This is a genomic window from Ensifer sp. R-19 (genome assembly GCF_049905105.1).
Taxonomy (GTDB): Bacteria; Pseudomonadota; Alphaproteobacteria; order Rhizobiales; family Rhizobiaceae; genus Ensifer.
The window spans coordinates 720,789-746,519 of record NZ_CP184569.1; the positions used below are offsets into that span (position 1 = coordinate 720,789).

Consider the following 25,731-nt stretch of genomic DNA (forward strand, 5'->3'; position numbering starts at 1 on the left):
CGGCACGGCCTTCGCAGCGCGCAAAAACAAGAAGATAGAGTATTTCGGTGAATCAATACCGGAGGAACTGTGCGGGATCGCTTCAAGGCGACGTTGCATCAGCTGGCTTGCTTCAGGCGGCGGTCAAGTGCCGCAGAAGGTTCGCTGCACTTCCTCTTCGGGCTTTGGCGGCTCCTGGTAGGCGGCAAATTGCGGTTGATCCTCGGAGGGCTTCGCGGTGACGTCGATCAGCGCTTCGAACAGCGAAAAGTCCGCGTCGTCGGTTGCCGCCGCGATCGCCTGTTCGATGCGGTGATTGCGGGGGATGTAGGCGGGGTTCACGGCCTTCATCGCCGCCGAGCGCGCTTCGGGCGTTGCCGTTTCGCGGGAAAGCCGTTGGCGCCAGTCCTGAAGCCATGGCTGGATTGCCTCGGCCGAGGCAAAGGTAGCGCTGACCATCGCATCGCCTGCCGGATCGCGGGCACTGTCGCACAGCCGCCGGAAGGTGAGAGTGAAATCGGCCTCGCCTTTGTGCATGGCGGTCAGCAGTGATTGCACGAGATCGAGATCGCTCTCTTCGCTCGTGGCCAGTCCGATCTTGGCCCGCATGCCGTCCAGCCAATGGCGCTGGAAGATTGCGCCGTATTCGCCGAGCGCATCGTTGGCCAGTTCGACCGCCGTGTCCGCATTATCGTCGAAGAGCGGCACCAGGGTCTCTGCGAGGCGGGCGAGGTTCCACTGGCCGATGCCGGGTTGGCTCGCATAGGCATAACGGCCGATCTGGTCGATCGAGGAGAACACCTTCCTGGGGTCGTAGGCGTCCATGAAGGCGCAGGGGCCGAAGTCGATCGTCTCGCCGGATATCGTCATGTTGTCGGTGTTCATTACGCCATGGATGAAACCGACATGCAACCAGCGGGCGATCAGCTCCGCCTGGCGCGCGGTCACCGCCTTGAAGAAGGCGAGATACGGCCGGTCCTTGTCCTTGATGTCGGGATAGTGCCGGTCTATCGCGTAATCGGCGAGGATCTTCACCGAAGCCATGTCGCCGCGCGCAGCGAAGAACTGGAAGGTGCCGACGCGCATGTGGCTCGCGGCAACGCGCGTAACGATGGCGCCGGGCAGGATCTGTTCGCGATAGACGGGCTGGCCGGTGACGACGGCCGCCAGCGCCCGTGTCGTCGGGATACCCAGGGCAAACATCGCCTCGCTGACGATATATTCGCGCAGCACCGGCCCGAGCGCCGCGCGACCGTCGCCACGGCGTGAAAACGGCGTCTGGCCCGGTCCCTTCAACTGAATGTCGCGCCGCGTTCCGTTTCGATCGATCACTTCGCCGAGCAGGATCGCCCGGCCGTCGCCAAGCTGCGGCACGAAGGTGCCGAACTGATGGCCGGCATAGGCCATGGCAAGCGGTTCGGCGCCAACAGGCACATGGTTTCCGGAGAAGATCTGTGCACCTTCGCGCTCGAGTGCGGCGACGTCGAGCCTGAGCTCCTCTGCCAGGGACTTATTGAGCTTGATCAGCCAGGGTTCGGCAACAGGGGTCGGCTCGACGCGGGCGAAGAACTGCTGTGGCAGCCGCGCATAGCTGTTGTCGAAGACAAAGGCTTCAGCATTTCCGGTCGGTGAGGGGGGAGCGTAGTTCATGATCAAGCGGTCAACGGCGTCTGCCGGGATAACCCGGGGCCGTCCTTTCCGCCCAAGTCTACACGAGATCACGATGATTGTGGGTCGGCGCGGCCAAAAATCATCGTGATCGATTCTTGGAAGTGAGCGGGATGCGGGCGGAAAGCCGCGCACGCATTCCTCATCCCTAACACTATGGCTTTGCGGGAGCCCAAAAACGCGGCGCCCTCCCGCGATTACTCGCGAGAGGGCCGGGAGGGCGAGGCCCCGTGCCTCAGGCGCTCAGCGCCGTCGGTGGAAGGCAGGCCTCGCAGATTGCCGCGATATGGCGATGATCGGTGCCGCAGCAGCCACCGAGGATGCGCAATCGTGGCAAATGCGCTGTCAGTGTTCTGTACCGCTGCCCGAGGTCGGCGGGATCGCCGGCATCGAGCGTTTCGCTATTGTCGAGTTCAGCATGGCTCATCATCGAGGCGTTGGCCCGGATGCCGGCAATGCGTTGCGTCCAGGTGCCTTCGGCGTCGAGGATTGTTTCGAAGTGGCTCGGATGGGCGCAGTTGATCATGTAGTAGTGCGGATAGCCGCCGGTCGCAGCGTCGACGGTCTCGATTGCTGTCTGAAGCGTGCGGCCGTCCGGTAGCCGACCATTTGTCTCCACCGTGAAGGAAATGGCGCAGGGCATGCCGTGGCTCTGGGCCGCACGGGCAATGCCGGTCGCTTCGTCGATGCTGGTCAGCGTATAGGCGCTCACCATGTCCGCATCGCTGACGGCAAAGGCCGAGATTTGCGGCGAATGGTAGTCTTCGGCCTCGTCAGGGCTCATACGGCCCAGGCGGTAGCCGTCGCCACGCGGCCCGATCGCCCCGCTGAGCACGATCGGTGCCTGCGGGCGCTCATATTCGCCGCGCAGTTCCGCAAGCATGTAGACGGCATTCTGGTTTGTGACGGCCAGTGCCTCGTCATTGTAGCCAAGCTTTACGCCCCAGTCCGAGCTTGCCCGCCATGTGGGCGTATCGAGCACGAAGCCGATGCCATGTTGCTGAGCGATCGCGAGGTAGCGCGCGTAGTAGCTCAGCAACCGACGCCGCCCATCGGCGGTCGAAAGCAACACGAAGGCTGCGAAGTGTGGAAGCGTGACGCCTTCGTGGAAAATCAGCGTCGTCTCCATGCCGCCGTCGCTCAGGAACAGCCCACCCTTCAAGAGTGGCAGGCTCCGTCGGTATTTGGCCATGTCGGTCTCCACCGGTTCAGTCTTGCTGATGGGGCTCGGGGACGCCTCCAATCCCGCAGAACCACGTAAATTACTGCCTTTTTATCGTCTTCTAAACTAGACGACTTAAGGTATACTATTGCTAATATATCCGCATATTGTAGCGAAATCAGTCACTTACTGCGTTGGTTCCGTCACGGCGTCGTCGGCTGATGGCCCCTTCGTTGTCGGAAACCGCACCAATGGTAGGGCAGCCGCTAATGCGAAAGGGTGAGGAAACGCGAGCGAGAATCCTCGACACCGCGGAGGCGGCGGTGCTGGCGAAGGGTTTCGGCGCGACCTCGATCGACGAACTGATCGCCGAGATCGGCATTACCAAGAGCGGGTTCTTCTACCATTTCCGTGACAAGAACGAACTCGCCCGGGCGCTGCTCGAACGCTACATCGAGAACGACGAGCGCATCTACGATGAGATCTTCGGTCGAGCCCATCAGTTGGCCGACGACCCGCTGCAGGCGTTCCTGCTCGGTTTGAAACTGCTGTCCGAAACTCTGTCCGACCTGCCGAACGGCCACCCCGGATGTCTGGTTGCGGTGATGTGTACCCAGGAGCGCGCCTTCGATCGCGAGATTCAGGAAATCAACCGGCAGGCGGCGTTGGCGTGGCGTCGACGCTTCGGCGCGATGTTCGCGGAGATCATGCGCGTCTATCGGCCCCGCGAACCGCTGGATGTCGATCAATTGGCCGACATGGTTTCGACCGTGCTCGAAGGCGGCATCATCCTGTCGAAAGCGCTGAAGCAGCCCGAAAGCCTGCCGCAGCAGTTGCTCGTACTCCGATCCCTGGTCCGGCTGCTGTTCCAGCCGGCCGCCGCCTAACCTTCCATCTCAAGCGCCAAAGCGGCGAGCTTGCGCACCGTATTGAGGTTGCGCGCGGTGCCGGCCTTTGCCGCCGGCAGCTTGAGCTTCGAACGTCCCGAGCCATTGGGGAAATGAATGTAGATTTCGTGTCCAGCCAACCGCACTTCCTCATCATCCGGGACGACAAGCTTGTCGAGCGCGTCCGCGGGTGCGGGCTCCGAGAGGAACACGATGTGCAGCAGGTTGGGTTTGGCGTCCGGGAAAGGGGCGCGATCGGCGATCGCCTGCAATTGTGCGCCGGTCCGGACCATCACGCCCGGCGCCTTCCCAAACTTTTCGAGAAGGGCGCCGTCCAGCATTGCTGCTGCTTTGGCTGCCGGCAGATCCGAGCGGAACAGGACGTTGCCGCTCTGGATGTAGGTCTTGACGTCGGCAAAGCCGAGCCCCTCGCAGATTGCCTTCAGGTCTGCCATGGCGAGCGAAGTCGTGCCGCCGACATTGACGGCACGGAGCAGGGCGACATGGACGGGCATGGCAGTGCCTCCTAGATCACGATGATTTTGGGTCGGATCGACCCCAAATCCATCGTGATCGATTCCATAAGCTAGAGCGGGATGCGGGCGGAAAACCGCATACACTTTTCCTCATCCCGCACTGGTTACATCCTGCCGGCGACCTTGATCGCAAAGGCATACTCGAAGGCGATCTCTTCGAGCCGCTGGAAGCGCCCGGACGCGCCGCCATGGCCGGCATCCATGTTGGTCTTCATCAGGACCGGTTCGCTGCCGGTGGTCTTCTCGCGCAGCCGCGCGACCCACTTTGCCGGCTCCCAATAGGTGACGCGCGGATCGGTGAGGCCACCGAGCGCGAGGATCGCCGGGTAGGACTTTGCGCCGACATTGTCGTAGGGCGAGTAGCCGGCGATGATGTCGTAGAATTCGCGGCTTTCGATCGGGTTGCCCCATTCCGGCCATTCCGGCGGGGTCAGCGGCAGCGTGTCGTCGAGCATGGTGTTGAGCACGTCGACGAAGGGCACGGCGGCGATGATCCCGGTGAACTTCTCCGGAGCCATGTTGGCGATAGCGCCCATCAGCATGCCGCCGGCCGAGCCGCCCTCGGCAACGATCTTTGCGTAGGATGTGAACTTCTGCTGATTCAGATAGTCAGCGGCGGCGATGAAATCCTTGAAGGTATTGGTCTTCTTGGCCATCTTGCCGTCTTCGTACCAGGCAAAGCCGCGATCCTTGCCGCCGCGAATGTGGGCAATGGCGTAGACGAAGCCGCGATCGGCGAGCGACAGGCAATTGGTGTTGAAGCCGGCCGGAATGGTGATGCCGTAGGCGCCATAGCCATAGAGCAGGCAGGGGGCGGAGCCGTCGAGCGGCGTGTCCTTGCGATAGAGCAGCGTCACCGGCACTTCAGTGCCGTCCCAGGAGGGGGCGAAGACGCGCCGGGTGACATAGTCGTCCGGGTTGTGGCCGGAAGGCACCTCCTGGGTCTTCAGCAGCGTGCGTTGACGCGTCGCCATGTCGTAGTCGAAGAGCTGCGACGGCGTCGTCATCGAAGAGTAGGAGAAGCGGATGACGTCGGTATCGTATTCGGCGGCACCCGAAAGGCCGAGCGAATAGGCCTCTTCGGCAAAGGCGATCGCATGTTCCTCGCCGGTCTTTCGGTCGCGGATGACGATTTCCGGCAGACCTTCACGCCGCTGCAGCCAGACGAGATGACGGGCATAGGCCATGTGGCTGAGGATCAGCGTGCCCGGCTTGTGCGGCACCACCTCGCGCCAGCTCTCTTTGCCCGGTGCATTTACCGGCGCTTCCAAGATCTTGAAGTCCTTGGCGCCGTCGGCGTTGGTCAGGATGTAGAAGACGTCGCCGCCCTCGGTCATCGAATATTCGAGACCGGTGACGCGCTCGGCGACGAGCTTCGGTTCTGCCGTCAGGTCGCTGGTCGAAAGCAGCCGATATTCGCTCGTCTCGTGGTCATGGATGTCGATGTAGATGAAGTCGTCGAGCAGCGAGCCGCCGACAGACATGAAGAAGCCCGGATCGTCCTCTTCATAGACCAGCCGGTCGTCCGCCTGGCTGGTGCCGAGCACGTGATGGAAGATCTTCGATGGCCGGTGGTTGTCGTCGAGCACGGTGTAGAAGAAGCTCTTGCCGTCCGGCGCCCAGGCGCCGCCACCGCCGGTGTTCTCGATGATATCGGTCAGGTCCTCGCCGGTGGAGAGATCGCGAACCCTCAGCGTGAAATATTCCGAGCCCTTGTCGTCATAGCCCCAGATGCCGAGGCTGTGGTCGGTCGAGTGGTCGAGGCCCGCGAGGCGGAAATAAGCCTTGCCCTCGGCCTCCTTGTCGCCGTCGAGCAGCAGTTGGCGGATCGCCTCGTCCTTGTGGTCGCCGTTGCGCGGAATGCGGAAGTAACGCGGCTGCTCGCCGCCGGTGACATAGGCGTGGCCGTAGGCAAACGGGCCGTCTTTGACCGGTATCGAGCTGTCGTCTTCCTTGATCCGGCCGCGCATCTCGGCAAACAGCGCCTTCTGCAGCGCCTTCGTGTCGTCCATGGCCGCGTTCATATAGGCGTTTTCCGCTTCCAGGTGCTTGCGGATTTCCGGATCGAGGATCGAGGGATCGCGGAACATCGCTTGCCAATTGTCCGCGCGCAGCCAAGCGTAGTCATCGGTGCGGGTAATGCCGTGGCGCGTGTCGCTCACCGGCTTTTTTGCGGCGACGGGAGCTTTGGGGAGGTTGCTGAATACGGACAAGATGCGTCTCCGGGATCAATGCGGCGGGAGACAATGAGATAGAGAGCCTGTCGAAAGCGATCAAGCGCAAACGAGCCGCCCAACGGATGTTGGCCATCGGGCGGCTGAGTTGCCCCTTCCTCCTTTGGTGGAGAAGGGGCCTCGTTCAGCTAGGACTTTTCCCCGACCTTTCGCCGGTATTCGTCAACCGGCAGTCCGCCGACACCCCAGTCTTCGAGCGCTACTTCGTCGATGACGACGAAGGTGGTGGCGGGGTCCTTGTTGAGCACCGTTTGCAGCAGATCGGTCACGCCCTTGATGAGGGCGGCCTTCTGTTCGGCGGTCGCGCCCTCGCGGGTGATCTTGATGTTTACATAGGGCATTTGCATCTCCTCATTTCGCGGGCTTGATGTCGTCGTGGAAGACCTTGGCGATGATCTGCCAGCGGCCGTCTACGAAGACAAGAGACAGAAGATCGGTGAAGGCCTTTTCGCCGATAGCGCATTGAACCTTCGCAAGTGCCGTCACCGGTCCCGCAAATTCGATCGAAAGGATCCGGTCGGCGCGCTCCTCGCCACGGCTTTCGGGCGAGGGACGCTTGTCGACAACAGGGAAATACCTGTCCATGTCGAGTTCCAGCAGGGTGCCGTCCGTCGCCGTAGCGTAGAGTGCCTTCGGATGGAAGACCTGCTAGCCGACGCCTATCTCTTCACCGTCGTCAATTGGACGAGCGTCACGGGTATTTCGCTTGGCCCTTGGCCCCACCTGACAGCCTATATGCAACGGGTCGGCCAGCGCCCGTCCGTGCAGGCGGCAATGCAAGCCGAAGGGCACATGGGCAAAATTCTCCAGTTACCGCGGGGAAACCGGAAACATCGGTAACGGTTCCGCCCGTCTTCGACAGAGACCACCATTGCAAAAGGAATTTGGCCATGAAGCTTTTTTATGCCCCCGGCGCCTGCTCGCTCTCGCCCCATATCAGCCTGCGCGAGGCCGGCGTCGATTTTGAGATCGTCAAGGTCGACACCACGACCCACCTCACCGAAGGCGGCGCCGATTTCAAGGCGATCAATCCCAAAGGCTATGTGCCGGCGCTGGTTAACCTCAGGCGATAACTTTTGTATATGAGATAACTTTATGCTGGAAACCGGCGACGTCGTCACTGAGGGTGCGGCCGTCGTGCAATATATTGCCGACCGTTTTCCTGAGGCCGGGCTGGCGCCCGCCAACGGTACGCTGGAGCGCACTCGCCTGCAGGAGCAACTGAACTTCATCGCTTCCGAATTGCACAAGGCGTTCTCGCCACTGTTCAGCAAGACGGCGAGCGCCGACGCAAAGGAAGCCGCCGCAGCGCAGGTCGGCAAACGCCTCGGCAACGTCGAGACGCTGCTATCCGATGGGCGCGCCCATCTGCTCGGAGACGCTTTTTCCGTAGCTTGAAAATTCGAAAGAATAGGGCCGCCCCCTTGCCGCCTACCTGCCCGGTCGGCGAGTGCATGGTCATGCTCGGCGGCGCCTGGGCGCCCAACATCATCTGGTATCTGAGCGGCGGTCCGCGTCGCTTCAGTGAGCTCAAGATTGATATCCCCGGGATATCGGCGAAGGTGCTGAGCACACGACTGAAGGAGATGGAGGAGAAAGGCGCGATCGAACGGCGGATCGTGCCAACGTCACCGCCTTCGGTCGAATACAGGCTCAGCGACCTCGGTGAGGAATTCGTGCCGGCGATCCATGCGATCGTCGAAGTCGGCAATAAACTCAAGCTTCGCCGCGAGGCAAAGCTCGCGGAGGAAGCCGACCAGCAGAATGTCCCGCAGGCGGTGCCCGCCTTATAGCGTGGCTACCGGGCGATTGTGACGGCTACCACCGGCCCTTGAGCGACTGCACCGCATGGTCGATGAACGCCCGAACCTTCGGTGTTTCCGCCTGGCGATCGGCAAAGCAGGCATAGAAGTCGAAGGGCTCGTGGTCGGTGTTGGCAACGCCTTCGCGAGGTGCGCCGCCAAACAGCGGCACGACCAGGCCGCGCTCCATCAGCGGCGCTGCGATAAAGGCTCCGAGGCGGGTGATGCCGGCGCCGGCGATCGCCATTTCGGCAAGCGTGTCGATGTCGTTGCTGACGATCGTCGCTTTCAGTTCCGGCTCGAAGCGCAAGCCGTCGCGGGTGAATGCCCAGCGAAAGATGCGGCCGTGCCCGGCATAGCGATAGACGAGGCAATCGTGGTGGATGAGGTCTTCCGGCCGTTGCGGACGGCCGCGCCGCTCCAGATAGGATGGCGCGGCGCAGATGATCATCGGCACGGAAGCAAGCTTGCGGGCGATCAAGCCCTGTTCCAGTTGCAGACCGAAGCGCACGCTGATGTCGATCCCTTCGCCGATATGGTCGATCTCCCGATCGGTGACGACGAGTTCGATCGAGACATCGGGATATTTGGCAGCGAAGGACGGCACCAGGGGTGCCACGACATGGCGGCCGAAGGCGACAGATGAAGCGATCTTGAGCGGTCCGCGCGGTTCGGCGTTGAGCGCCGAGACGGCAGCGGCTGCAAGCTCCAGTTCATGAACGACACCGCGTACCCGCTCGTAATAGATCCTGCCGCTCTCGGTGAGCCCGAGCTGGCGGGTTGTCCGGCTGAGCAGCCGACTGCCGAGCGTACGTTCAAGCCGAGCAATGTTCTGGCTTGCCGATGCGGGGGTGATCCCCAGCTTTCGCGCGGCCGCGGCGATGCTGCCCTCTTCGACGCTTCTGACGAAACTCTCCACCCCGCGCAGCGTGTCCATAATCCCATCCATCGAATATTGGTATCTATTCGATGGTTTTGCCTATTTCTGAAGGAGGCTGCAATGGCCTACATCGCCGCAGCGCGATCCGTATAAGTTCGGTCCGAAGCGAGGGGGTGGTCCCCTCGGTCATCTCAGGAGAGCTTCTGATGGAAGACACCCTATCGGCTCCGCGGATCGCGCGTCGCCGCAAGTTGCCGCCCCGAGCGGCGCCCATCGCCTTTGCCTTCTTCATGTCGGCGATCATGGCGTTTCTGATGTGCTGCGTCATCGTCGGCGCCAACACAGGCATCGATGCCGGTTATCCGGCCCGCGTGCTCAGCTCCTACGGACTGGCAATGCCCGTCGCCTTCATCTGCGTGCTTCTCGTGCGACCGCTCGTTGCCAGGCTCGTCGGCGCAGTCTGCCGCCTGCCGGTCTGACAGGGCACCGTCCCGGAAACCGGGAGGGGCGGTCCCCCGCATCGCCGGTGACCACCCGGTCACCTTCGAGTGCCGTCAACCAGAATAGGTCAACCCGATCGGAACAAAGAGAAGCCACGCCCAGCTGTCCGGGCGTGGCTTGCGCGTTATCGGCAACGGGCCGCGGCGTTGCCCTGGTCGAGTTTGGTAGCGTTGACTGTCAGCACCGAGCCGGGCGACTGGGTGATCGTTCCCGCCGACCAGCCGTTGTCGAGCAGGCAATCCTTCGGCGTGTTGGTGACGCTGACATTGCCCGTAATGTCCTCGGTCGGACCGGAGAAGTAGAGGCCCGCCTTGCCGGCCTTGTCGACCGTCATGTTCTTCAGCACGATGTCGCGCACCGGTCCTCCCAGGAACTCGTATTCGTTGCCGTAGATGTAGGCGCCATAGGTGCCGGCATTGGTAACGGCGACGTCCTGAAGCGAGATGCCCGAGACCGGATTGAAGAAGATGCCGGCATTGCGCGTGCCGTCGACCGTCAGGCCCTTTACGTTGACGTCGGTAGTCGTCGCATCGAGGTTCGGGCTGGAAACGAGCATCAGGCCGTTGATGCCGCCCATGAGCCGCATGTCGTTGATGGCGACATTCGAAGTGCCTTGGAGCACCACGAGATCCATGTCGCGATCCTGCTTGGAATTGTCGACCGAGACACGATCGAGTTTGACATCCTTGCCTGCGACGAGCAGCACACCTTCGCGGCGGGAGTTGCTGATCGTCACGTTGTCGATCGTGACGTTTTCCGTGCCGGTGACCAGCTCATAGTCTGTCCGGCCGACCTTCCTGAATTCGCCGCCGGCAAAGACGCCGTAGGTCACCTTGTCGATCGAGGTGTCGCGTACTGTCACGTGGCGGCTGCCGACGGAGCTGACGGCGGCAAAGGGCGCCTTGTTCGGATTGTAGATCGAGAATTCGCAGGTCGTGTTGTTTTCGCAGATGAAGAGATCGTGGATGCGGCTGTCCTGAACCAGCGCGCCATTGACCCGCGTAAAGCGAATGCCGTCGTGATTGGTGGCGGAAATATCGACGTTGTCGATCGTCACGTTCGCTGCATCGGTCGCCGAGATGCCGGCGAGACCGCCGCGGACCGCAAGCGACGAGACCGTGCTGCCGCTTGCCATCGCGATCACGTCCTGGGCCGGATTGTAGCCGGTGATCGTCGTGGCCGCGCCGTCATTGACGAAGGTGGCCGTCGCGCCGCTTCTTGTGCCGCGCACGGCAAGCGCACCGCCGCCGCCGAGAAGTGTCTGGCCGTTGCCGAGTGCGAGCGCTTGGTCGACGCCGAGATTGCCGTCGGTGAGGATCAGCGCGTTGGCGCCCGCAGCTCCGATCAGGGCGTTGATATCAGAGGCACTGCCCGAAGCCGAGGAAACTGTGACGACCCGTCCGGCGTTGCGGCCGCTGTTGGCGAGCTGGGCCGCTTCGATGTCGCCGGTGGCGCCTGCGTGGGTGTGGATCCTGGTCGACCTTTCGACACGTTGCGTCATCGGGTCGAAGGCGTTGCCGGTCGAACCGGTCGCTCCGAACGGAATGCGCAGCCGGGCCATGACGGCGCCCTTGAGCTTGTCCTCGTTGTCATAGGTGCCGGTGACGCCGAGCGAAACCGTCGAGCCGTCGGAGAGGCCGGGCAGGTCGGCGAAGGTCAGCTCCGCACGCAGCTTGGCGCCGAACATGTCGTCGAGGTTGCGGCCGCCATACCAGTAGCTGCCGCCGAAGACCTTGAGCTGCACCTTGGAGTCTTCCTCGAACAACCGGCAGCCGGCCGCCGATTTCGGCATCGATGCCGCGCCGCGCCCGTTCCTTGCCTTCCTGGAAGACGAGCAACGTGGTCGCGCACGTAGGCCGTATTGAACGCGCTGAGTGATTTGGCACCCGTCAGCGGCAGGTAGAAGTTGCCGCGCATTTCGAGGTCGCCGCTCAACGCCTCAAGGCCGAAGGACAGCTGGCTGAAGGAGTTGCCGTAGCTGCTCTTCAGATAGTCGTAATAGCCATAGGCGCCGATCACCCATTGATCGCTGGCGCGGAAGCGATAGCCCGCACCGATCGAGCCCTGACGGACGGAGTCATTTTCAATCGCGCCGCGTGTATCGATGAAAATCGCATTGCCCGAATCGAGCACGAAGGGCAGGAAAAAGCCGCCACTGGCACCCGAACCACCGCTGAAGAAGCCGCCTTCGATCTCCGCCTGGGGGCGGAAGTCAACGGCCAGGGCAGGGCTTGAAAGCAGGGTGCTGCTTGCCAGGGCAGCTATAAAAATATTCTTATTTTTCATATCATTAACTCCGCATGTATGTGGCCTTGGGCGAGGCCACTTGGGCATGCGGTTAAGATATGTGAGTAAAATACTCAAGTTTATTGATCGACTAAGCAGCGGCTATCCAGCGACGTGTTGACGCAGGACTTCAAAAAGCTTCATCCGCAACTTTAGGAATATATAGTTCTCTGTCGGCATGCCGCCCGCCAGTCGGCGGGCGGGAGCGATCAGATAGTGGCTAGCCTTTGAGCGCCGCGATGTTGTCCTTGGCGTAGGTCTCCACGCTGCGCGGCTCATGGCCCGTCATCGTCTTCACGTCGCCGGTCGGTTTGGCGACCCAGCCCTCGCGCACCGGATAGAAGATGGAGGCAAGGAAGCGGGCATAGTCCGCCGGCACGCCGGCAGCTGTCAGAATGTCAACGAAGGTATCGTCGTCGACCGGTGCATAGGCGATCGGTTTGCCGGTGACGCGCGACAGGATCGCGGCGGCTTCGTCGTAGCTCAGCGCCTCCGGGCCGGTGAGATTGTAGGCGCGTCCGTTGAAGGCGTCGCTCGTGAGGGCGGCTGCCGCACATTCGGCGATGTCGCGCGTATCGATGAAGCTCGTCTTGCCCTCGGCCGCCGGCACGGCGATAGCGCCATGGCGGATGCCCTCGATCCAGTAGGTCTGGAAGTTGTCGGAGAACCAGTTGGGGCGAAGGATGACGAAGGGCGCGCCGGTCTTTTCGACAAGCAGTTCGAGCTGGCGGTAGGGGATCTTGTCATCCGCGTCGACGCCGATGACGGTCATCAGCACGATCTTGATGCCGCGTGCGGCAGCAGCGGTGACGATCGGGCCGAGCAGGCTCACCGGGTCGAGGTAACCTCCCGGCGTCAATACAAAGATGCGGTCGACGCCATTTAGCGCAGGCCCAAAGGTCGCGGCGTCCTGGTAGTCGAAGGCGACGGCTTCGGCGCCTTCGACCGGCGTCGCTTTGCGGGATGCTGCCTTGACCGTTTCCCCGGCTGCGATCAACGCGCGCACCACCTTGCTGCCGATCGTTCCATTTGCCCCGAGAACCAGAATCTTGCCTGCCATCGTCATGCTCCTTAGTATCAAAATGAAACCATATTGCGGATGGATACTAGATATAAATCCAGAAAAATGCTGTAAAGGAGGCAGGTTTTGGTGACATGGTTTCCGGCCGGAAACCGCCGTGGGGGCGTGCCTGATGGAATACGACGTCTATATCCAGACTTGCCCGACCCGCTTGGTGCTGGACCGGCTTGCCGACAAATGGGCGGTCCTGGTGCTCGGCAAGCTTGACGAACAGCCGGTGCGCTTCAATCAGCTGAAGCGCGAGATCGATGGCATTTCGCAGAAGGTGCTGTCGCAGGTTCTAAAGAAGCTGGAGCGCGACGGTCTCGTCAGCCGCAGCGTCTATGCTACCGTGCCAGTGACCGTTGAATATGCGATCACGCCGCTTGGCCGCACGCTGACGTCGACGGTCGCCGCCCTGACGCGCTGGGCCGAAGACAACATCGAGGCGGTGCTGGAGGCGCAGCAAAAATACGACCGCAGCGCCTGAGGCGGCTGCGGCCGACGAGTTGCCGCAGACATCATTCGTCTGCAGCCCGGGAGAGAGGGGTCAGGCGACCAGCTTGAGGCCGATGCCCCAGGGGTCGATGAGGCTGTAGCCATCGCCGGCGCGGTTGACCGGAATTTCCAGCGCATCGAGCTTGGCAAGCGCCGCGGCGCGTTCGGCCGGGTCCTTGTACTGGATCGTATAGTCCGAAAGCCCGGTCATATGGCCTTCGCGCTTCGGTGCGCCACGCGAATTCCAGATGTTGGCGGCGACATGGTGGTGGTACTTGCCCGAACCGAAGAAGCTCGCGCCCGGATAGCGTGCCATCAGCCCGAGCCCCAGCACGTCGCGGAAGAACGCGTCGGCTTCGGGGATGTTGGAGACCTGCAGATGGATATGGCCGATGGCGGTTCCATCAGCCATGCCGTCCCAATTGTCCTTGGGTGCTTCGTCATAGAGCGCCTGGAGATTGAGCGGCAGCGTGTCCATGCCGACGGTGCCGTCGGGGTTGAAGCTCCATTCGGAGCGCGGCCGGTCACGATAGACCTCAATACCGTTGCCTTCGGGGTCGGCGAGGTAGATCGCTTCGCTGACCAGATGGTCGGAAGCGCCCTGTAGCCTGGTGTTGTTGTGGGCGGCGTGGGCCAGCCAACGGCCGAGCTCCCCACGGTTCGGCACGAGAAAGGCGTTGTGGAAGAGACCCGGCGCATTGCGGGGTGCCCTGGCAGCGTTGCCCTCGGTTGTCAGGCTGAGGAGCGGGTGGCCGGCAACGCCGAGCGTTTCGCCGCTTTTGCTCGTTTCGATCGGCTTCAAGCCCATGATTTTCTGGTACCAGGCCGAAACAACGGGCAGATCCCGGACGACCAGATGTGCGTGGTCGACATGCGCAGGCATGGCAAGGGCGTGTTCGGTCGGGGTATCCGTCATGTCTGCCTCCTTGGGCGTCGAAACCGTAGCCGCTCTGCCGGCCCAGTTTCGTTGAAACTGTTGTCAGGAATATGGGCCGGCTCGTCCGTTCACGGAAGCCCGTCAGTCGCTTGATGTTGTGTTCGATGAGCGTTGACAGTGGTTGCCGTCGCCCTACCTCCATTTGAGTAGGGTCACGCGAGCGCGGCGCTTTCGATTTGATTTCAATCAAAGCCGGGAAAGCGGTCGAGGCGCAATCTCCAGACGAGGGATTGGCCCGCCACATCTGGCGCGGCGATCCATGAGGGCAACAGAAGGAGTACAGCATGTACAAGAAGATCATCGTCCCGATTGCCATGGATCAGCTCGAGCACGGCGAATCTGTGCTGGGCATCGCCGAGAAGCTGATCGACGAAGGGGGCGAGATTGTCCTGCTCAACGTTGTCGAAGATCTGAATGCCTATGCGCAGGGCTACATGATCGTCGATTTCCCGTTGGAGATGGTCGAGGAATCCCGCAAGCAGGCAAAAAAGACGCTCGAGGACATGAAGACCAAGCACGGGATCAACGGCCGTGTTGAAATTCGCACCGGCGGTGCTGCCGGCACCATCAACGCCTGCGCGAGCGAAGAGAATGCCGATCTGGTGATCATCGCCTCCCACCGGCCGGGCCTGATCGATTACTTCATCGGATCGACCGCGAGCCGCGTGGTCAGCCATTGCCCCTGCGCCGTACTCGTCGACCGGTAACCCACCAACAATAAGAGCGGCTGCGGCGCGATCCTGCGCCGCCACCGCCGAGGAGTCTTCAGATGGACAAGTTTGCGCTTGACGATTTTCGCAGCCGCCTCACCCACCGCAAGGAGGAGCTGCAGGGGCGGCTGGTCAAGATCGAGCACGATCTCGATGAGCCCATGAACGCCGATGTGCCGGATCGCGTGACCGAGCGGGAAGGCGACGAGGTTCTGGAAGGCCTCGGGCTTGCCGGGCAGGAAGAGATCCGCGCGATCGACGCGGCACTCGACCGGATCGCCGCCGGCACCTTCGGCACCTGCGTCCGCTGCGGCCTGCCGATTTCGTCAGCGCGCCTGCAAGCTGTTCCCCATGCGCCGCTCTGTCAGGAATGTGCGGCGGAGGTTGCCCGGGGCGGAAGATGAACCATCGAGCGATCGCCGCCGTGCCCGCAGCGGCGATCTTCGGATGGTTATCTTAGTTCCAGCTTCAGTCTCGGCAGAAAGCGCCCCGGGATTACGGTCGATGCCATGACGCCGTCATCGACCGCGCCCATGCGGCGATAGAAATCGGCAGCGCCCGGATCGGCATCGATCGTCATGACCGTGGCGCCGCGGTTGAGCGCTGCTTTGACACACCAGGCGAAAAGGCTGCGGCCAATGCCAGTGGCGCGCGCGTCCGGATCGATGAAGAGCTTGTCGAGTTCGGCGATCTGGCCATCGGAGCGAACCTGCGCCAGACCGAGGATCCGCTCGCCATCGACGGCGATCTGCAGGTCCGAATCCTTCCAGTCCTCGGCCGTCAGCGTCAGCGCCGGACGGCAAGCCTCCAGGAAGGCGGCGTCGTATCCCCATACCGCTTTCGATCGCAGGCAAAGCTCGCTGAGCGCGGCCGCCAGTTCCGGCTGAGGGGTGCGCAACTTCGACATGGTTCTCCTCCCGATCGGCGTAATCTTGTCAGCGCATGTGGTCATCGCCGCGCCTGCGAACAAGGTCCCGCGCACTCAGCAGATATGTCATGCGATTGTTGTAATGCGTTGCAAAAGTTGATGCTTTCGCCACGCCACCATATCTTTGCGGCGGCCCAGGGCTGTGGCAGGATGGCGATGATGGCGCGACAGCTACGAGCGTGCCCGAGAAAAAGACAGAGACCCGGGAGAGGGATCGCGTGGAATTCGCTGGCGTCAAATGGAACTATGACCGCTCGGAATTGATTGCCGACGGCATCGTGCACGGCATCGGTCTTGCCGCCGCGCTCGTCGGTGTCACCGCACTGATCTTCTATGCGACGCTTTGGAGCACCAGCGGCCAACTCGCTGCCGCCGCCGTCTACGGGGCAGGGCTGCTCGCGACGCTGTCGATCTCGTTTCTCTACAATCTCTATCCGATCTCGCGGACCAAATGGTTCCTGCGCCGCTTCGACCATTCCTCGATCTTCATCCTGATCGCCGCGACCTATACACCGTTCCTGCAGCGCGGGTTGGAAGACCCGTTCCTGTTCGTGATGCTGATCGGCATCTGGGCGATTGCGGCCCTTGGCGTTGCGATCAAATGTCTTTTCCCCGGCCGGTTCGACCGGCTGGCGATCCTGCTCTATCTCGCCATGGGCTGGAGCGGCGTGCTCGCTGTCGGGCCGCTCTTGTCGGCGCTGACGGCAACGACGCTGGTGCTGATCCTGATCGGCGGCATCATCTATTCCGCCGGCGTGATTTTCCATGTCTGGGAAAGGCTGCGCTTCCAGAACGCGATCTGGCACGGTTTCGTTGTGACCGGTGCGGCCGTTCACTATTCGGCCGTGGTGAGCTGCTTCAGCGCCGCAGCCTGAGCGGCGGTCAGTTCGGCGCTTCGCCCGCAACCGCAGCGACAGGCGGGTGCTGACAGCCTTCCGATGGCCTGAGGGCCTCCGCCATCCGCGAGATCACGCCGTCGAAACTGGTGAGCCGGCTCTTGCGGTACTGAAGGCGGAAATAGGCGGCGCTGCCGTCGCAGAGCGCGATGGCACGGGTATAAAACACTTCTTCCCCACGGACGCCCGAAAAGCTTGCCCAGGCTGCCGTCACCCGCGCATAGGCGATCCGCCAGTCGCCCTCGCGCTCGATCCCGATGCGGTCGTTGACGTCAGTCTCGAAGTCGCCATCCAGCAATGTGCTGCCAAAGACCGAAAGGGTCGCACCATTGTCGTTGGCATGAAAGCTGGCGCCGTCGCCATTGTCGCCCTGGCTCTGCAGTTCGAAGCCAGGCGGAATGTCGAGCACGTAGCCGAAACGCGCATTGGCATAGGGTAGCCAATCGTCGGCGGCCGCCGCTGCCAGGGCAGACGAAAGCAGGAGCGTGAGTGCTGTCAGGATGCGCAGCATGCGGACCTCCTCTCGCTTGCTCGACCCAAAGTCTAGATAGCGCGGCTTCGGTGCAGGGCCTGTTCCTAATGGAACAGCAGCCCCCATGCCACTCCTTCCGCGCGCCGGTGTCAATCCTCGGTAAACGTCATCGCATGGCCGTTGAGGCAATAGCGAAGCCCCGTCGGCGGCGGGCCGTCCGGGAACACGTGACCGAGATGGGCGTCACAGTCGGCACAGCGGATTTCCGTGCGCACCATGAAGTGCGAGCGGTCCTCGATCTCGCGGATCGCCTGGTCGTCGATCGCAGCGAAATAGCTCGGCCAGCCGCAACCGGAATCGAACTTGGTGTCCGAGCGGAAGAGGGCTCGGCCGCAACAGACGCATTCATAGGTGCCGGTCTGCTTGTTGTTGACGAAAGGGCCGGTGAACGGACGCTCGGTACCCTGCTGACGGGTGATGCGGTATTGTTCCGACGAGAGTATGGCCCGCCATTCCGCATCGGTCTTCACCACCTTGGGCGTCTTAACGGTCGTCATGAAAGATCTCCTGTCGTTGCGGCGACTATATAGGAATGCCGCCGGAAGCGCGCAATTCACGTCGCGGCCCGGCATTGCGGTCGACGGCGTGGCGTCAGGCGATCTCGCGGCGGATTACGGTCGGGCCGGCGCCGCGCCGGCGCTTGCTGTTGTTGTAGAAGGCGATGAATTCCGCTGCGGGCAACGCCTTGGAGAACAGCCAGCCCTGGCCATACTGGACACCGCGTTCGATGAGATAGTCGGCCTGCTCCTGCCGCTCGATGCCCTCGGCGACGATGTAGAGATCGAGCGACTTGGCAATGTCGATGATATGCGGCGTAATCGAACTGGTGGCAGAGTCCGTTCCGATCGTGTCGATGAAGGATTTGTCGATCTTCAGTGCGTCGAGCGGAAGCTCCTGCAGGTATTGCAGGCTTGAGTAGCCGGTGCCGAAGTCGTCGATCGCCACCGAGTGGCCGCGCCGGCGGGCCTCCTCGATCGTTGCGCGGGCCGATTTCACATCCATGAAGCCCCGTTCGGTCGCTTCCAGCCAGATCTGCTGGGTCAGTATGCCGGTGTTTTCCAGCACCGCCTGGATCACCGGCAGGATGCGCCCCGATTTGATGTCGTCGGCGGCAAGATTGACGGCAATGTGCAGCGAGCGATCCGCAAGGAGGACCGTTTTCAGCTCGGCAATCGTGGCATAGATGACCTGGTCGGTGATTTCTTCGATCAGGCCGTTCTCTTCCGCCAGCGGTATGAAGAGATCGGGGCGGACCATTTGCCCGTCGGGCCGCCGCCAGCGTACGAGCGCTTCGGCACCGACGCAGATGCCGGTCTTCAGTTCGATGAGCGGTTGATAGTGGACGATGAATTCGCGCCGCTGAACGGCGATGGAGAGCTCTCCGAGCGGCGAAAGGCGGCGCCGCGACAGCCAGACGACGAGGCCGACCATAAGCGCTGCGACCAGGGCGCCGACCGGCAGAAGCAGCAGGCGCTCCCGGTCCATGTCCTTAAAAATGGCGATGTTGGGGGCGCTCGCGACGGCGATCCAGTTTGCTCCATGGGAGGTTGCGAACAGATCGTCGGCGTTGCTGCCGGTTTCGGGAAGTTCGGCGAGCCGGGCCGTAAGCGACGCGTCAGGATTGTTCAGAGTGCCGATCAGGACGCCGTTTTTCGTGGCGACTGCAAGCCGGGTGCCGGGCTCCGCAATCACGTCGACAAATCGAGCCGGGTTGGTCAGTACGGTGTAGGAACGATAGCGAAACGCCGTCATGGGGGCGCCGGTACTGATCGTCGGGTACATCCGCGGGATGACTTCGACGCCGTTGCTCGCGAAGAAATCGGCGGGCGGAGAGCGGGTGAGACGGCGCGGCGGATAGCCCCACGACGTGCACCTGAGCAGCCCGTTTTCGAAATAGCCGATGTCTTCGATGGAGGTCGTATTGACGACGAGGGAGCGCAGCGCTGCGATATGTGTTGCCATACAGGGCGGCATGTCAAACCGGTCGGCGGCTTTCAGCGCCCGGGAGGCTTCCTCGAGCGCCGCATCGGCGCGCATGATGGCGTAGTCGGCAAGATGGGAAAGCCGTGTCTGCTCGCTGCGCACCGCGATCGACCAGGAAAGATAATAGGCCGCCATCATCGGCAGGATCGCGCCGAGTGCAGCCAGGATACTGGCGATGACGACTATGCGAGATCGTTCCAAGCAGGCCTCGCCCGTGATCGTTGTGTTGTTCCGTTTCATGCTGCTTGCGGCAGAAAGACGGTCGATGAGCCGGCGCCTTGCGGTTCACAGATATCGTCGAAGGCAGACGTTCCGAGCAGCCGTTGGTTTCCGCCGGCAGGCGGATCCAGGCTTCGTATTATTTTGAATTGAAGAAGCCTTTACGTACAACTACCACGTCTTATTGTCCCGATTCTAGGACGTTCGATCCTGCTGCGACGACAACTGAATATTATGCTAACAGCATTTTAATTGTTGTCGGCCGCCGCCGCATGAAACGAACGAATCTGATAGTGCTTGGACTGCTGCGTCCGATCTCCGAAGCGACTTAACGGCACATAACGTCGATTTTATCTGGATAAGGCTTGAGCCGCCACAACCCTTCTTTTATGTCGGGTCTTCGATTGATTGTATCGTGAAAACATAAAGGAGCAGGCCAGGACGATGGATGTTGCGGCCCTGACATTTCTGGCTCTCGCACTCCCCTTCGTGGGGGCTTTGGTCGCCCCGCTGCTCACGCGCCTCCTCGGGCACAATGCGGCCTGGGTTCTGGCACTCTTCCCAGCGGCCATTGTCCTGCATTTCGCCCGCTTCTGGCCGGACGTGGCCAAAAGCGAGGTGGTCACCGGTGGCTATGCCTGGATCCCGTCGTTCAATGTCAGCTTTTCCTGGTTGATCGATGGTCTGTCGCTAACTTTCGTCCTGCTGATCGCCGGCATCGGCATGCTGATCGTGCTCTATTCCGGCGGTTACCTGAAGGGCCATCCGCAGCAGGGACGGTTCTTCTCGTTCATCCTGATGTTCATGGGATCAATGCTCGGGCTCGTCGTGTCCGACAGCTTCCTGATGCTCTTCGTTTTCTGGGAACTGACCTCGATCACGTCATTCCTGCTGATCGGCTTCGACCATTCGCGCGAAGCCGCAAGGCGCGCAGCCCTTCAGGCGCTGGTCGTGACCGGAGGAGGGGGCCTGTTTCTGCTCGCGGGGCTCCTGATCATCTGGAACGTCAGCGGCGTCACCCAGCTTTCGCTGCTCATGGCCTTTGGCACGGAGATGCGCGAAAGCCCGTTCTATCTGGCCGCGCTCATTCTCGTCCTCGGTGGCGCCTTCACCAAGTCGGCGCAGTTTCCGTTCCATTTCTGGCTGCCGAACGCGATGGAAGCACCGACTCCCGTTTCGGCCTACCTGCATTCCGCGACAATGGTGAAGGCCGGCGTCTATCTGTTGATGCGGCTCAATCCCGTGCTCGGCGGCACGCCCGAATGGCAGATCCTGCTGCCGCTCTTCGGCGGCGCCACGCTCGTCATCGGCGCAGCTCTTGCTTGCCGCCAGACCGATCTGAAGCTGATGCTCGCCTATACGACCATGGCCTCGCTCGGGCTGCTGGTCATGCTGACCGGTCTCGGCTTCCCGCACGCGATCGAGGCGGCGGCGCTCTATCTTGTCGCACACTCCCTGTTCAAGGGTGCCCTGTTCATGGTTGCTGGCATCATCGATCATGAGACCGGCGCGCGTGACGTGACCAGGCTCGGGGGCTTGGGCTCCGCCATGCCGCTTACGTTCGTCATTGCGCTTGCAGCCGCATTTTCGATGGGCGGCCTGTTCCCCTTCTTCGGCTTCATCGCCAAGGAGGAAATCTACTACGCGCTCTCCGGCTTCGACCGGCGCTCCGTGGTCTTTGCGGCAATCGCGATCCTTGGCAATGCTCTGATGTTCGCGGTGGCCTTTGCCGTCGCCCTCAAGCCTTTCATCGGTGCGAAGGTGGAGACGCCGAAGGCGGCGCACGAGGCGCCGGTGCTGCTCTGGCTCGGGCCGGCGCTGCTTGCCGCCAAGGGGCTTTCCGCCGCCTTGCTCTCGGGGTTGACCCACGAACTCGTGTCGACGCCGATGGCATCGGCGATATCAGGCGAACCGCGTGCGGTCACGATGTCCGTCGTTCCGCATGTCGGGGTGCCGCTGGCCATGTCGACCGCGACCGCGTTGATCGGGATCGTTTTCTACCTGAAGCTCGATCGTTTGCGTGGTTTCATCGCCGCAATCCTTGCCGATATCGGCTGGGGGCCGGACCGTGGTTTCGACCAGCTCATCCGCGGGCTCGTTCGTTTTTCCGTCGGGCTGACGCGCCGGCTGCAATCCGGCCGCCTCGACGTCTACATGACGGCGACCTTCATCCTGGTTGCCTGCGTGCTGCTGGTCGTTCCGCTCACCTACGGCGAACTGCCGCGCGCGCCGTTCTTTGCACCCGACGTGCCACTGCACGAGCTTGCGATCATGGCCATCGCGGTCATCGGTCTCGTTGCCGTCGTGCTCGCTCCGGATCGGCTGACAGCGATCGTCTCGCTCGGCATCCAGGGCTTTGCCGTTGCCGTCATCTTCCTGCTCTATGGTGCGCCGGATCTTGCCTTCACCCAGTTCATGATCGAGACGCTGTCGGTCGTCGTCCTGGCACTGGTGATGACGCGCCTCAGGCTCTCGCCGTCCGACCATCGGCCGCTTGCCCAGAAGGTCCCGGATTTTGCCATTGCACTCGCCTGCGGCTTGGGTTTCGGCCTGATGCTACTGAAGACGACGGGCGTTCCCTTTGACTCCACGCTGACGGAATTCTTCAATCTCTATTCGAAATCGATCGCGCACGGCGCCAATGTGGTGAACGTCATCATCGTCGATTTCCGCGGTACGGACACGCTGGGTGAGATCGCCGTGGTGATGGTCACCGGTCTTGCCATCCTGTCGCTGGTCCGCTTGAGGGCTGGTTCTCTCCGCCGCATCGCCGACAATGATCCGGATGCGGAGGAACGCGCATGAAGTCGGTGATCTTCCGGGCCGTCGCCCCTTTTCTCACCAGCCTGATGGTGCTGTTTTCGATCTTCGTGCTGCTGCGCGGCCACAACGAGCCCGGCGGCGGCTTCATTGGCGGGTTGATCGCGGTTTCGGCGCTGGCGATCTACGGCATCGCCTGCGGCGTCGAGACGGTGCGCCGTGCGATCTATTTTCACCCGATGGCGATTGCCGGCGCGGGGCTGTTCGCAGCGACGGTCGCCGGCCTGATCTCGATTGCGGCACGCGTCCCCTTCATGACCGGTCTCTGGATCTATCCTTCGGTTCTCGGCCTGGAAGTCCCGCTCTCGACGGTGATGCTGTTTGATTGCGGCGTCTATCTCGTCGTCGTCGGGGCGATCAGCTCGATTGCGCTTTCGCTCGAAGAGCGGGGAGGCGAATGATGGAAGCCTGGTTCGCGCTGCTCGTCAGTATCTTCTTCACGGTCGCCGTCTACCTGCTGCTGTCGAAATCCATCATCCGGGTGTTGCTTGGTGTTGCCATTCTCGGCAATGCCGTCAATCTGCTGATCTTCACCGGAGGGCGGCTGACGCGCGGCGTGCCGCCGGTCGTCCCCGGCCACCAGGACGCGCTCACGGGACCGGCGGCAAACGCTCTGCCGCAGGCACTGATCTTGACAGCGATCGTGATCTCCTTCTCCTTCTTCGCTTTCTTGCTGGTTCTCGCGTGGCGCGCCTACGAGGTGCTGCAGACCGACAATACCGACGAGATGCGCGTCGCCGAGCCGAAGGACGAGCCGGCTCCGCCGCTTGGATACTGACCGACCCATGGCCGCTTCAACTTCTCCCCACGCAGATCTTTCCGCCGCACTCGTTCTCGAGCCGGCCGCTTCTGCCGATTGGCTGGTGATCCTGCCGGTCGCCTGGTGCCTGGCGATCGGCGCACTGCTTGTCATGCTGCGCCGAAAGATCGATTGGCACCCTTACATCGCTGTCCTCGGACTGGCCGGTCTCGTGTTGATAGACATTCTCCTGCTTCGGCATGTGCTTGCGAGCGGTCCGGTGACAATGGTCATGGGACGCTGGCTGCCGCCCTTCGGCATTGCCTTCACCGTTGATCTGACGGGCGCTCTGTTTGCGTTGACCGCCTCGGTGGTGGCACTCGCCGGCGGGATCTATTCGCTCGCGGATATCAACGACAGCGGTCGGCGCTACGGCTTCTACCCGTTCCTGATGCTGCTGATGGCCGGCGTTTCGGGTGCATTTCTGACGGGGGACATCTTCAACCTTTACGTCTGGTTCGAGGTGCTGCTGATCTCGTCGTTCGGCCTCATCGTGCTCGGCTCCGAGCGCGAGCAGATCGACGGAGCGGTGAAGTATGGTTTCCTCAATCTGGTCGCGACCACCCTGTTTCTGATCACGACAGGCTATCTCTATGCGAGCTTTGGCACGCTCAATATGGCCGATATCGCCCGCAAGGCAGAAGGCCTTGCCGGCACGGCGCCGCTGATGACGCTGACGGCGCTCTTCGTGCTGGCCTTCGGCATGAAGGCGGCGGCGTTCCCGGTCAATTTCTGGCTGCCGGCCTCCTACCATACGCCGCGCGTCGTGGTGTCGGCGCTCTTCGCCGGCCTGCTCACCAAGGTCGGCATTTACGCCCTGATCCGCGTCACCGTCATGCTGCTGCCGCTCCAGCGCGAGGAACTGAGCTTCGTCATTGCCCTTGCCGGCGCGCTCACCATGCTCGTCGGTGCCTTCGGGGCGCTGGCGCAATCGGATTTCCGCCGCATGCTCGGCTATCTCGTGGTCTCCGGCATCGGCTCGATCCTCGCCGGGATTGCGGTCGGCGGGCCGGGCGGCATTGGCGGTGCGATCTTCTATGCGTTGCACTCGATGCTCGTCATGACTGCGCTTTATTTCGCATCCGGCGTTGCGGCCAAGCTCGGCGGCAGCTTCTCGCTTTCGTCGCTGGCAGGCCTTTACCGTCGCCATGCCGGTTTCGCGGCGCTGACGCTCATGCTGGCCTTCGCCGTTTCCGGTCTGCCGCCATTCTCCGGCTTCTGGCCGAAGGTCATGCTGGTCAAGGCGGCGCTCGATATCGGCGCCTGGTGGCTGGCCGCGGCCCTGCTTTTCACCGGCTTCCTGACGACTGTTGTCACCGGGCGTTTTTTCCTGCTGGCCTATTGGCGCGATGCGGCAGCCGGGGAGGGCACGACGGTTTCCGCGACGATCTCGCCGGCGGCGCTGCTGCCGCTCACCGTCTTGGTCATCCTGGCTTTGGCGATTGGTCTCTACCCGGAGCCACTGCTTTCGACCATTCAAAGTGCGGCTGCCTCGCTCGCTGAGCCCTCGGCCTATCTGAACTCGGTTTTCCCGGGAGGTGCCCCGTGACCAAGTTCCTCACCATCAACCTGCTGTTCACGGCGATCTGGGGCGCGATCAGCGCCAGTTTCTCGCTGGCCAACCTGATCCTCGGCTTCGCCGTTGGAGCGCTGTCTCTATGGCTGATCCGCCGCGAGCTCCAGCCCATCACCTATCCGGTGCGTCCGCTCAGACTGTTGTTGTTGACCGCTCTCTTTTTCAAGGAACTCGCAATCTCGGCCACAAAGGTCGCGCTCATGGTCATCCAGCCGAAGATGAAGCTGAAGCCCGGCATCTTTGCCTATCCCTTGACGGTCAGGAGCGATTTCGAAATCGCGTTGCTCGCCAATCTCATCACGCTGACGCCTGGGACCTTGTCGGTCGACGTTTCCGACGACCGCCGGACGCTCTACGTCCATGCGCTCGATTGCGCCGATCCCGGCGGCCTCAGGCGCGATATCGCCAACGGCTTCGAACGGCGGATAAAGGAGGCTTTCGAATGAGCCTGCCAGACCAGATCGAAGCCCTCGCTACGGGCTTCGCACTTATCGCGCTGTCTGTTGCCCTTCTGATTACTGTCTGGCGCATCATCCGCGGCCCGACCTTACCGGACCGCGTGCTCGGCCTCGACATGTTGGTGGCGATCGCCATTGGCCTGATTGCCGTCGTCGCGATCCGCACCGGTTTCAACCTCTACATCGATATTGCCATTGCCCTTGGCTTGGTCGGCTTCCTCGCGACCGTCGCCTTTGCCCGCTTCATCCTGGCTCGCGGGCTTTCGCCAGAGACGGCCAACGTTGAGCGTAGCTCGCCGGAATCAAAGCGCGCGTCCGCACCGAGATCCAATGCGGTCCGTCGCAAGTATAAGGGAGGGCGCCGATGAACCCCGTCCTGG

General features: G+C 62.2%; 30 protein-coding genes. 15 read left to right on the forward strand and 15 right to left on the reverse strand.

All coding sequences use genetic code 11. The annotated features are described in order from the left end of the window. Window positions 1–123 precede the first annotated feature (123 nt). Both ACN9MO_RS03400 and ACN9MO_RS03405 read right to left on the reverse strand, forming a co-directional pair. Entirely contained in the window at window positions 124–1,629 is a 1,506-nt protein-coding gene (locus tag ACN9MO_RS03400) for a protein adenylyltransferase SelO (protein ID WP_058320517.1), read from the reverse strand. 253 nt (window positions 1,630–1,882) lie between these two features. After that, window positions 1,883–2,839, reverse strand: coding sequence for a homocysteine S-methyltransferase family protein (locus tag ACN9MO_RS03405; RefSeq protein WP_057250471.1), 957 nt, complete (start codon window positions 2,837–2,839; stop codon window positions 1,883–1,885). Between the two features lie 239 nt (window positions 2,840–3,078). Here ACN9MO_RS03405 and ACN9MO_RS03410 point away from each other — a divergent pair, with 239 nt between their 5' ends. Further along, entirely contained in the window at window positions 3,079–3,696 is a 618-nt protein-coding gene (locus ACN9MO_RS03410) for a TetR/AcrR family transcriptional regulator (RefSeq protein WP_057250469.1), read from the forward strand. On the opposite strand, the gene ACN9MO_RS03415 is transcribed toward ACN9MO_RS03410, so the two are convergent. The 4 genes from ACN9MO_RS03415 to ACN9MO_RS03430 all read right to left on the reverse strand — a co-directional run bounded on the left by ACN9MO_RS03415 (window position 3,693) and on the right by ACN9MO_RS03430 (window position 7,066). Then, window positions 3,693–4,211, reverse strand: a complete 519-nt coding sequence (locus ACN9MO_RS03415; protein ID WP_113132806.1) for a DUF1697 domain-containing protein — start codon at window positions 4,209–4,211, stop codon at window positions 3,693–3,695. The genes ACN9MO_RS03410 and ACN9MO_RS03415 overlap by 4 nt on opposite strands. A gap of 125 nt (window positions 4,212–4,336) precedes the next feature. After that, window positions 4,337–6,445: a S9 family peptidase gene (locus ACN9MO_RS03420; protein WP_113132805.1), complete on the reverse strand. Its 2,109-nt coding sequence runs from the start codon at window positions 6,443–6,445 to the stop codon at window positions 4,337–4,339. 149 nt (window positions 6,446–6,594) lie between these two features. After that, window positions 6,595–6,807, reverse strand: coding sequence for a tautomerase family protein (locus ACN9MO_RS03425; protein WP_093232110.1), 213 nt, complete (start codon window positions 6,805–6,807; stop codon window positions 6,595–6,597). A 10-nt stretch (window positions 6,808–6,817) separates the two neighbouring features. Then, window positions 6,818–7,066 (reverse strand): nuclear transport factor 2 family protein, encoded by a 249-nt coding sequence (locus tag ACN9MO_RS03430; protein WP_113132804.1) that lies wholly within the window; start codon window positions 7,064–7,066, stop codon window positions 6,818–6,820. A 290-nt stretch (window positions 7,067–7,356) separates the two neighbouring features. Here ACN9MO_RS03430 and ACN9MO_RS03435 point away from each other — a divergent pair, with 290 nt between their 5' ends. The 3 genes from ACN9MO_RS03435 (at window position 7,357) to ACN9MO_RS03445 (ending at window position 8,259) form a co-directional block, all read left to right on the forward strand. Continuing rightward, window positions 7,357–7,539 carry a hypothetical protein gene (locus ACN9MO_RS03435; RefSeq protein WP_425986567.1) on the forward strand — a complete coding sequence of 61 codons (183 nt, stop codon included), beginning with the start codon at window positions 7,357–7,359 and terminating at the stop codon, window positions 7,537–7,539. A gap of 22 nt (window positions 7,540–7,561) precedes the next feature. Then, window positions 7,562–7,864: a hypothetical protein gene (locus tag ACN9MO_RS03440; RefSeq protein ID WP_425986570.1), complete on the forward strand. Its 303-nt coding sequence runs from the start codon at window positions 7,562–7,564 to the stop codon at window positions 7,862–7,864. Between the two features lie 62 nt (window positions 7,865–7,926). Continuing rightward, window positions 7,927–8,259 carry a winged helix-turn-helix transcriptional regulator gene (locus ACN9MO_RS03445; RefSeq protein WP_286161429.1) on the forward strand — a complete coding sequence of 111 codons (333 nt, stop codon included), beginning with the start codon at window positions 7,927–7,929 and terminating at the stop codon, window positions 8,257–8,259. A 25-nt stretch (window positions 8,260–8,284) separates the two neighbouring features. On the opposite strand, the gene ACN9MO_RS03450 is transcribed toward ACN9MO_RS03445, so the two are convergent. Continuing rightward, window positions 8,285–9,205, reverse strand: a complete 921-nt coding sequence (locus ACN9MO_RS03450; RefSeq protein ID WP_057250456.1) for a LysR family transcriptional regulator — start codon at window positions 9,203–9,205, stop codon at window positions 8,285–8,287. A 149-nt stretch (window positions 9,206–9,354) separates the two neighbouring features. Here ACN9MO_RS03450 and ACN9MO_RS03455 point away from each other — a divergent pair, with 149 nt between their 5' ends. After that, window positions 9,355–9,627 carry a DUF2798 domain-containing protein gene (locus ACN9MO_RS03455; RefSeq protein WP_057250454.1) on the forward strand — a complete coding sequence of 91 codons (273 nt, stop codon included), beginning with the start codon at window positions 9,355–9,357 and terminating at the stop codon, window positions 9,625–9,627. Between the two features lie 146 nt (window positions 9,628–9,773). Here the strand turns inward: ACN9MO_RS03455 and ACN9MO_RS03460 are convergent, their stop codons facing one another. The 3 genes from ACN9MO_RS03460 to ACN9MO_RS03470 all read right to left on the reverse strand — a co-directional run bounded on the left by ACN9MO_RS03460 (window position 9,774) and on the right by ACN9MO_RS03470 (window position 12,995). Beyond that, window positions 9,774–11,393: a right-handed parallel beta-helix repeat-containing protein gene (locus ACN9MO_RS03460; RefSeq protein ID WP_162733633.1), complete on the reverse strand. Its 1,620-nt coding sequence runs from the start codon at window positions 11,391–11,393 to the stop codon at window positions 9,774–9,776. Then, on the reverse strand, window positions 11,306–11,935 hold the full coding sequence (locus ACN9MO_RS03465) for an inverse autotransporter beta domain-containing protein (protein ID WP_162733632.1): 630 nt from the start codon (window positions 11,933–11,935) through the stop codon (window positions 11,306–11,308). Before ACN9MO_RS03465 ends, ACN9MO_RS03460 begins: the two co-directional genes overlap by 88 nt. Before the next feature lie 220 nt (window positions 11,936–12,155). Further along, entirely contained in the window at window positions 12,156–12,995 is an 840-nt protein-coding gene (locus tag ACN9MO_RS03470; RefSeq protein WP_057250449.1) for an SDR family oxidoreductase, read from the reverse strand. Window positions 12,996–13,128: 133 nt separating this feature from the next. Here ACN9MO_RS03470 and ACN9MO_RS03475 point away from each other — a divergent pair, with 133 nt between their 5' ends. Beyond that, window positions 13,129–13,485 carry a winged helix-turn-helix transcriptional regulator gene (locus tag ACN9MO_RS03475; RefSeq protein WP_057250447.1) on the forward strand — a complete coding sequence of 119 codons (357 nt, stop codon included), beginning with the start codon at window positions 13,129–13,131 and terminating at the stop codon, window positions 13,483–13,485. Between the two features lie 60 nt (window positions 13,486–13,545). Here ACN9MO_RS03475 and ACN9MO_RS03480 read toward each other — a convergent pair whose 3' ends face one another. After that, the gene (locus ACN9MO_RS03480) at window positions 13,546–14,409 is read right to left on the reverse strand and encodes a VOC family protein (protein WP_057250445.1); all 864 of its coding nucleotides are present in this window, start codon (window positions 14,407–14,409) and stop codon (window positions 13,546–13,548) included. A 305-nt stretch (window positions 14,410–14,714) separates the two neighbouring features. Between ACN9MO_RS03480 and ACN9MO_RS03485 the strand changes: the two genes are divergently transcribed. Both ACN9MO_RS03485 and ACN9MO_RS03490 read left to right on the forward strand, forming a co-directional pair. Beyond that, complete coding sequence (locus tag ACN9MO_RS03485) at window positions 14,715–15,137, forward strand: universal stress protein (RefSeq protein WP_057250443.1); 423 nt, start codon at window positions 14,715–14,717, stop codon at window positions 15,135–15,137. 62 nt (window positions 15,138–15,199) lie between these two features. Continuing rightward, on the forward strand, window positions 15,200–15,544 hold the full coding sequence (locus ACN9MO_RS03490; RefSeq protein ID WP_057250441.1) for a TraR/DksA family transcriptional regulator: 345 nt from the start codon (window positions 15,200–15,202) through the stop codon (window positions 15,542–15,544). A gap of 47 nt (window positions 15,545–15,591) precedes the next feature. Here ACN9MO_RS03490 and ACN9MO_RS03495 read toward each other — a convergent pair whose 3' ends face one another. Then, on the reverse strand, window positions 15,592–16,047 hold the full coding sequence (locus ACN9MO_RS03495) for a GNAT family N-acetyltransferase (RefSeq protein WP_162733631.1): 456 nt from the start codon (window positions 16,045–16,047) through the stop codon (window positions 15,592–15,594). 239 nt (window positions 16,048–16,286) lie between these two features. On the opposite strand from ACN9MO_RS03495, the gene trhA reads away from it, so the two are divergent. Beyond that, window positions 16,287–16,943 carry a PAQR family membrane homeostasis protein TrhA gene (gene trhA / locus ACN9MO_RS03500; protein ID WP_057250437.1) on the forward strand — a complete coding sequence of 219 codons (657 nt, stop codon included), beginning with the start codon at window positions 16,287–16,289 and terminating at the stop codon, window positions 16,941–16,943. 7 nt (window positions 16,944–16,950) lie between these two features. Here the strand turns inward: trhA and ACN9MO_RS03505 are convergent, their stop codons facing one another. From ACN9MO_RS03505 to ACN9MO_RS03515, 3 genes are all read right to left on the reverse strand, one after another. Then, window positions 16,951–17,475 (reverse strand): hypothetical protein, encoded by a 525-nt coding sequence (locus ACN9MO_RS03505; protein ID WP_057250435.1) that lies wholly within the window; start codon window positions 17,473–17,475, stop codon window positions 16,951–16,953. 110 nt (window positions 17,476–17,585) lie between these two features. After that, the gene (gene msrB, locus ACN9MO_RS03510; protein WP_057250433.1) at window positions 17,586–17,993 is read right to left on the reverse strand and encodes a peptide-methionine (R)-S-oxide reductase MsrB; all 408 of its coding nucleotides are present in this window, start codon (window positions 17,991–17,993) and stop codon (window positions 17,586–17,588) included. A 94-nt stretch (window positions 17,994–18,087) separates the two neighbouring features. Then, on the reverse strand, window positions 18,088–19,680 hold the full coding sequence (locus ACN9MO_RS03515) for an EAL domain-containing protein (RefSeq protein ID WP_082640666.1): 1,593 nt from the start codon (window positions 19,678–19,680) through the stop codon (window positions 18,088–18,090). 462 nt (window positions 19,681–20,142) lie between these two features. Between ACN9MO_RS03515 and ACN9MO_RS03520 the strand changes: the two genes are divergently transcribed. From ACN9MO_RS03520 to ACN9MO_RS03545, 6 genes are read left to right on the forward strand one after another with little or no spacing between them, the layout of a single operon-like run. Next, on the forward strand, window positions 20,143–22,503 hold the full coding sequence (locus ACN9MO_RS03520) for a putative monovalent cation/H+ antiporter subunit A (RefSeq protein WP_113132798.1): 2,361 nt from the start codon (window positions 20,143–20,145) through the stop codon (window positions 22,501–22,503). Continuing rightward, the gene (locus ACN9MO_RS03525) at window positions 22,500–22,919 is read left to right on the forward strand and encodes a Na(+)/H(+) antiporter subunit B (protein WP_057250427.1); all 420 of its coding nucleotides are present in this window, start codon (window positions 22,500–22,502) and stop codon (window positions 22,917–22,919) included. The genes ACN9MO_RS03520 and ACN9MO_RS03525 overlap by 4 nt, the downstream gene beginning before the upstream one ends. Beyond that, window positions 22,919–23,296: a Na+/H+ antiporter subunit C gene (locus ACN9MO_RS03530; RefSeq protein WP_057250425.1), complete on the forward strand. Its 378-nt coding sequence runs from the start codon at window positions 22,919–22,921 to the stop codon at window positions 23,294–23,296. The genes ACN9MO_RS03525 and ACN9MO_RS03530 overlap by 1 nt, the downstream gene beginning before the upstream one ends. Window positions 23,297–23,303: 7 nt before the next feature. Continuing rightward, complete coding sequence (locus ACN9MO_RS03535) at window positions 23,304–24,866, forward strand: Na+/H+ antiporter subunit D (protein ID WP_057250423.1); 1,563 nt, start codon at window positions 23,304–23,306, stop codon at window positions 24,864–24,866. Then, on the forward strand, window positions 24,863–25,339 hold the full coding sequence (locus ACN9MO_RS03540) for a Na+/H+ antiporter subunit E (RefSeq protein ID WP_057250421.1): 477 nt from the start codon (window positions 24,863–24,865) through the stop codon (window positions 25,337–25,339). The genes ACN9MO_RS03535 and ACN9MO_RS03540 overlap by 4 nt, the downstream gene beginning before the upstream one ends. Further along, a complete protein-coding gene (locus tag ACN9MO_RS03545) occupies window positions 25,336–25,719 on the forward strand; it encodes a cation:proton antiporter (RefSeq protein WP_057250419.1) in 384 nt (127 codons plus the stop codon). Before ACN9MO_RS03540 ends, ACN9MO_RS03545 begins: the two co-directional genes overlap by 4 nt. Window positions 25,720–25,731 lie beyond the last annotated feature (12 nt).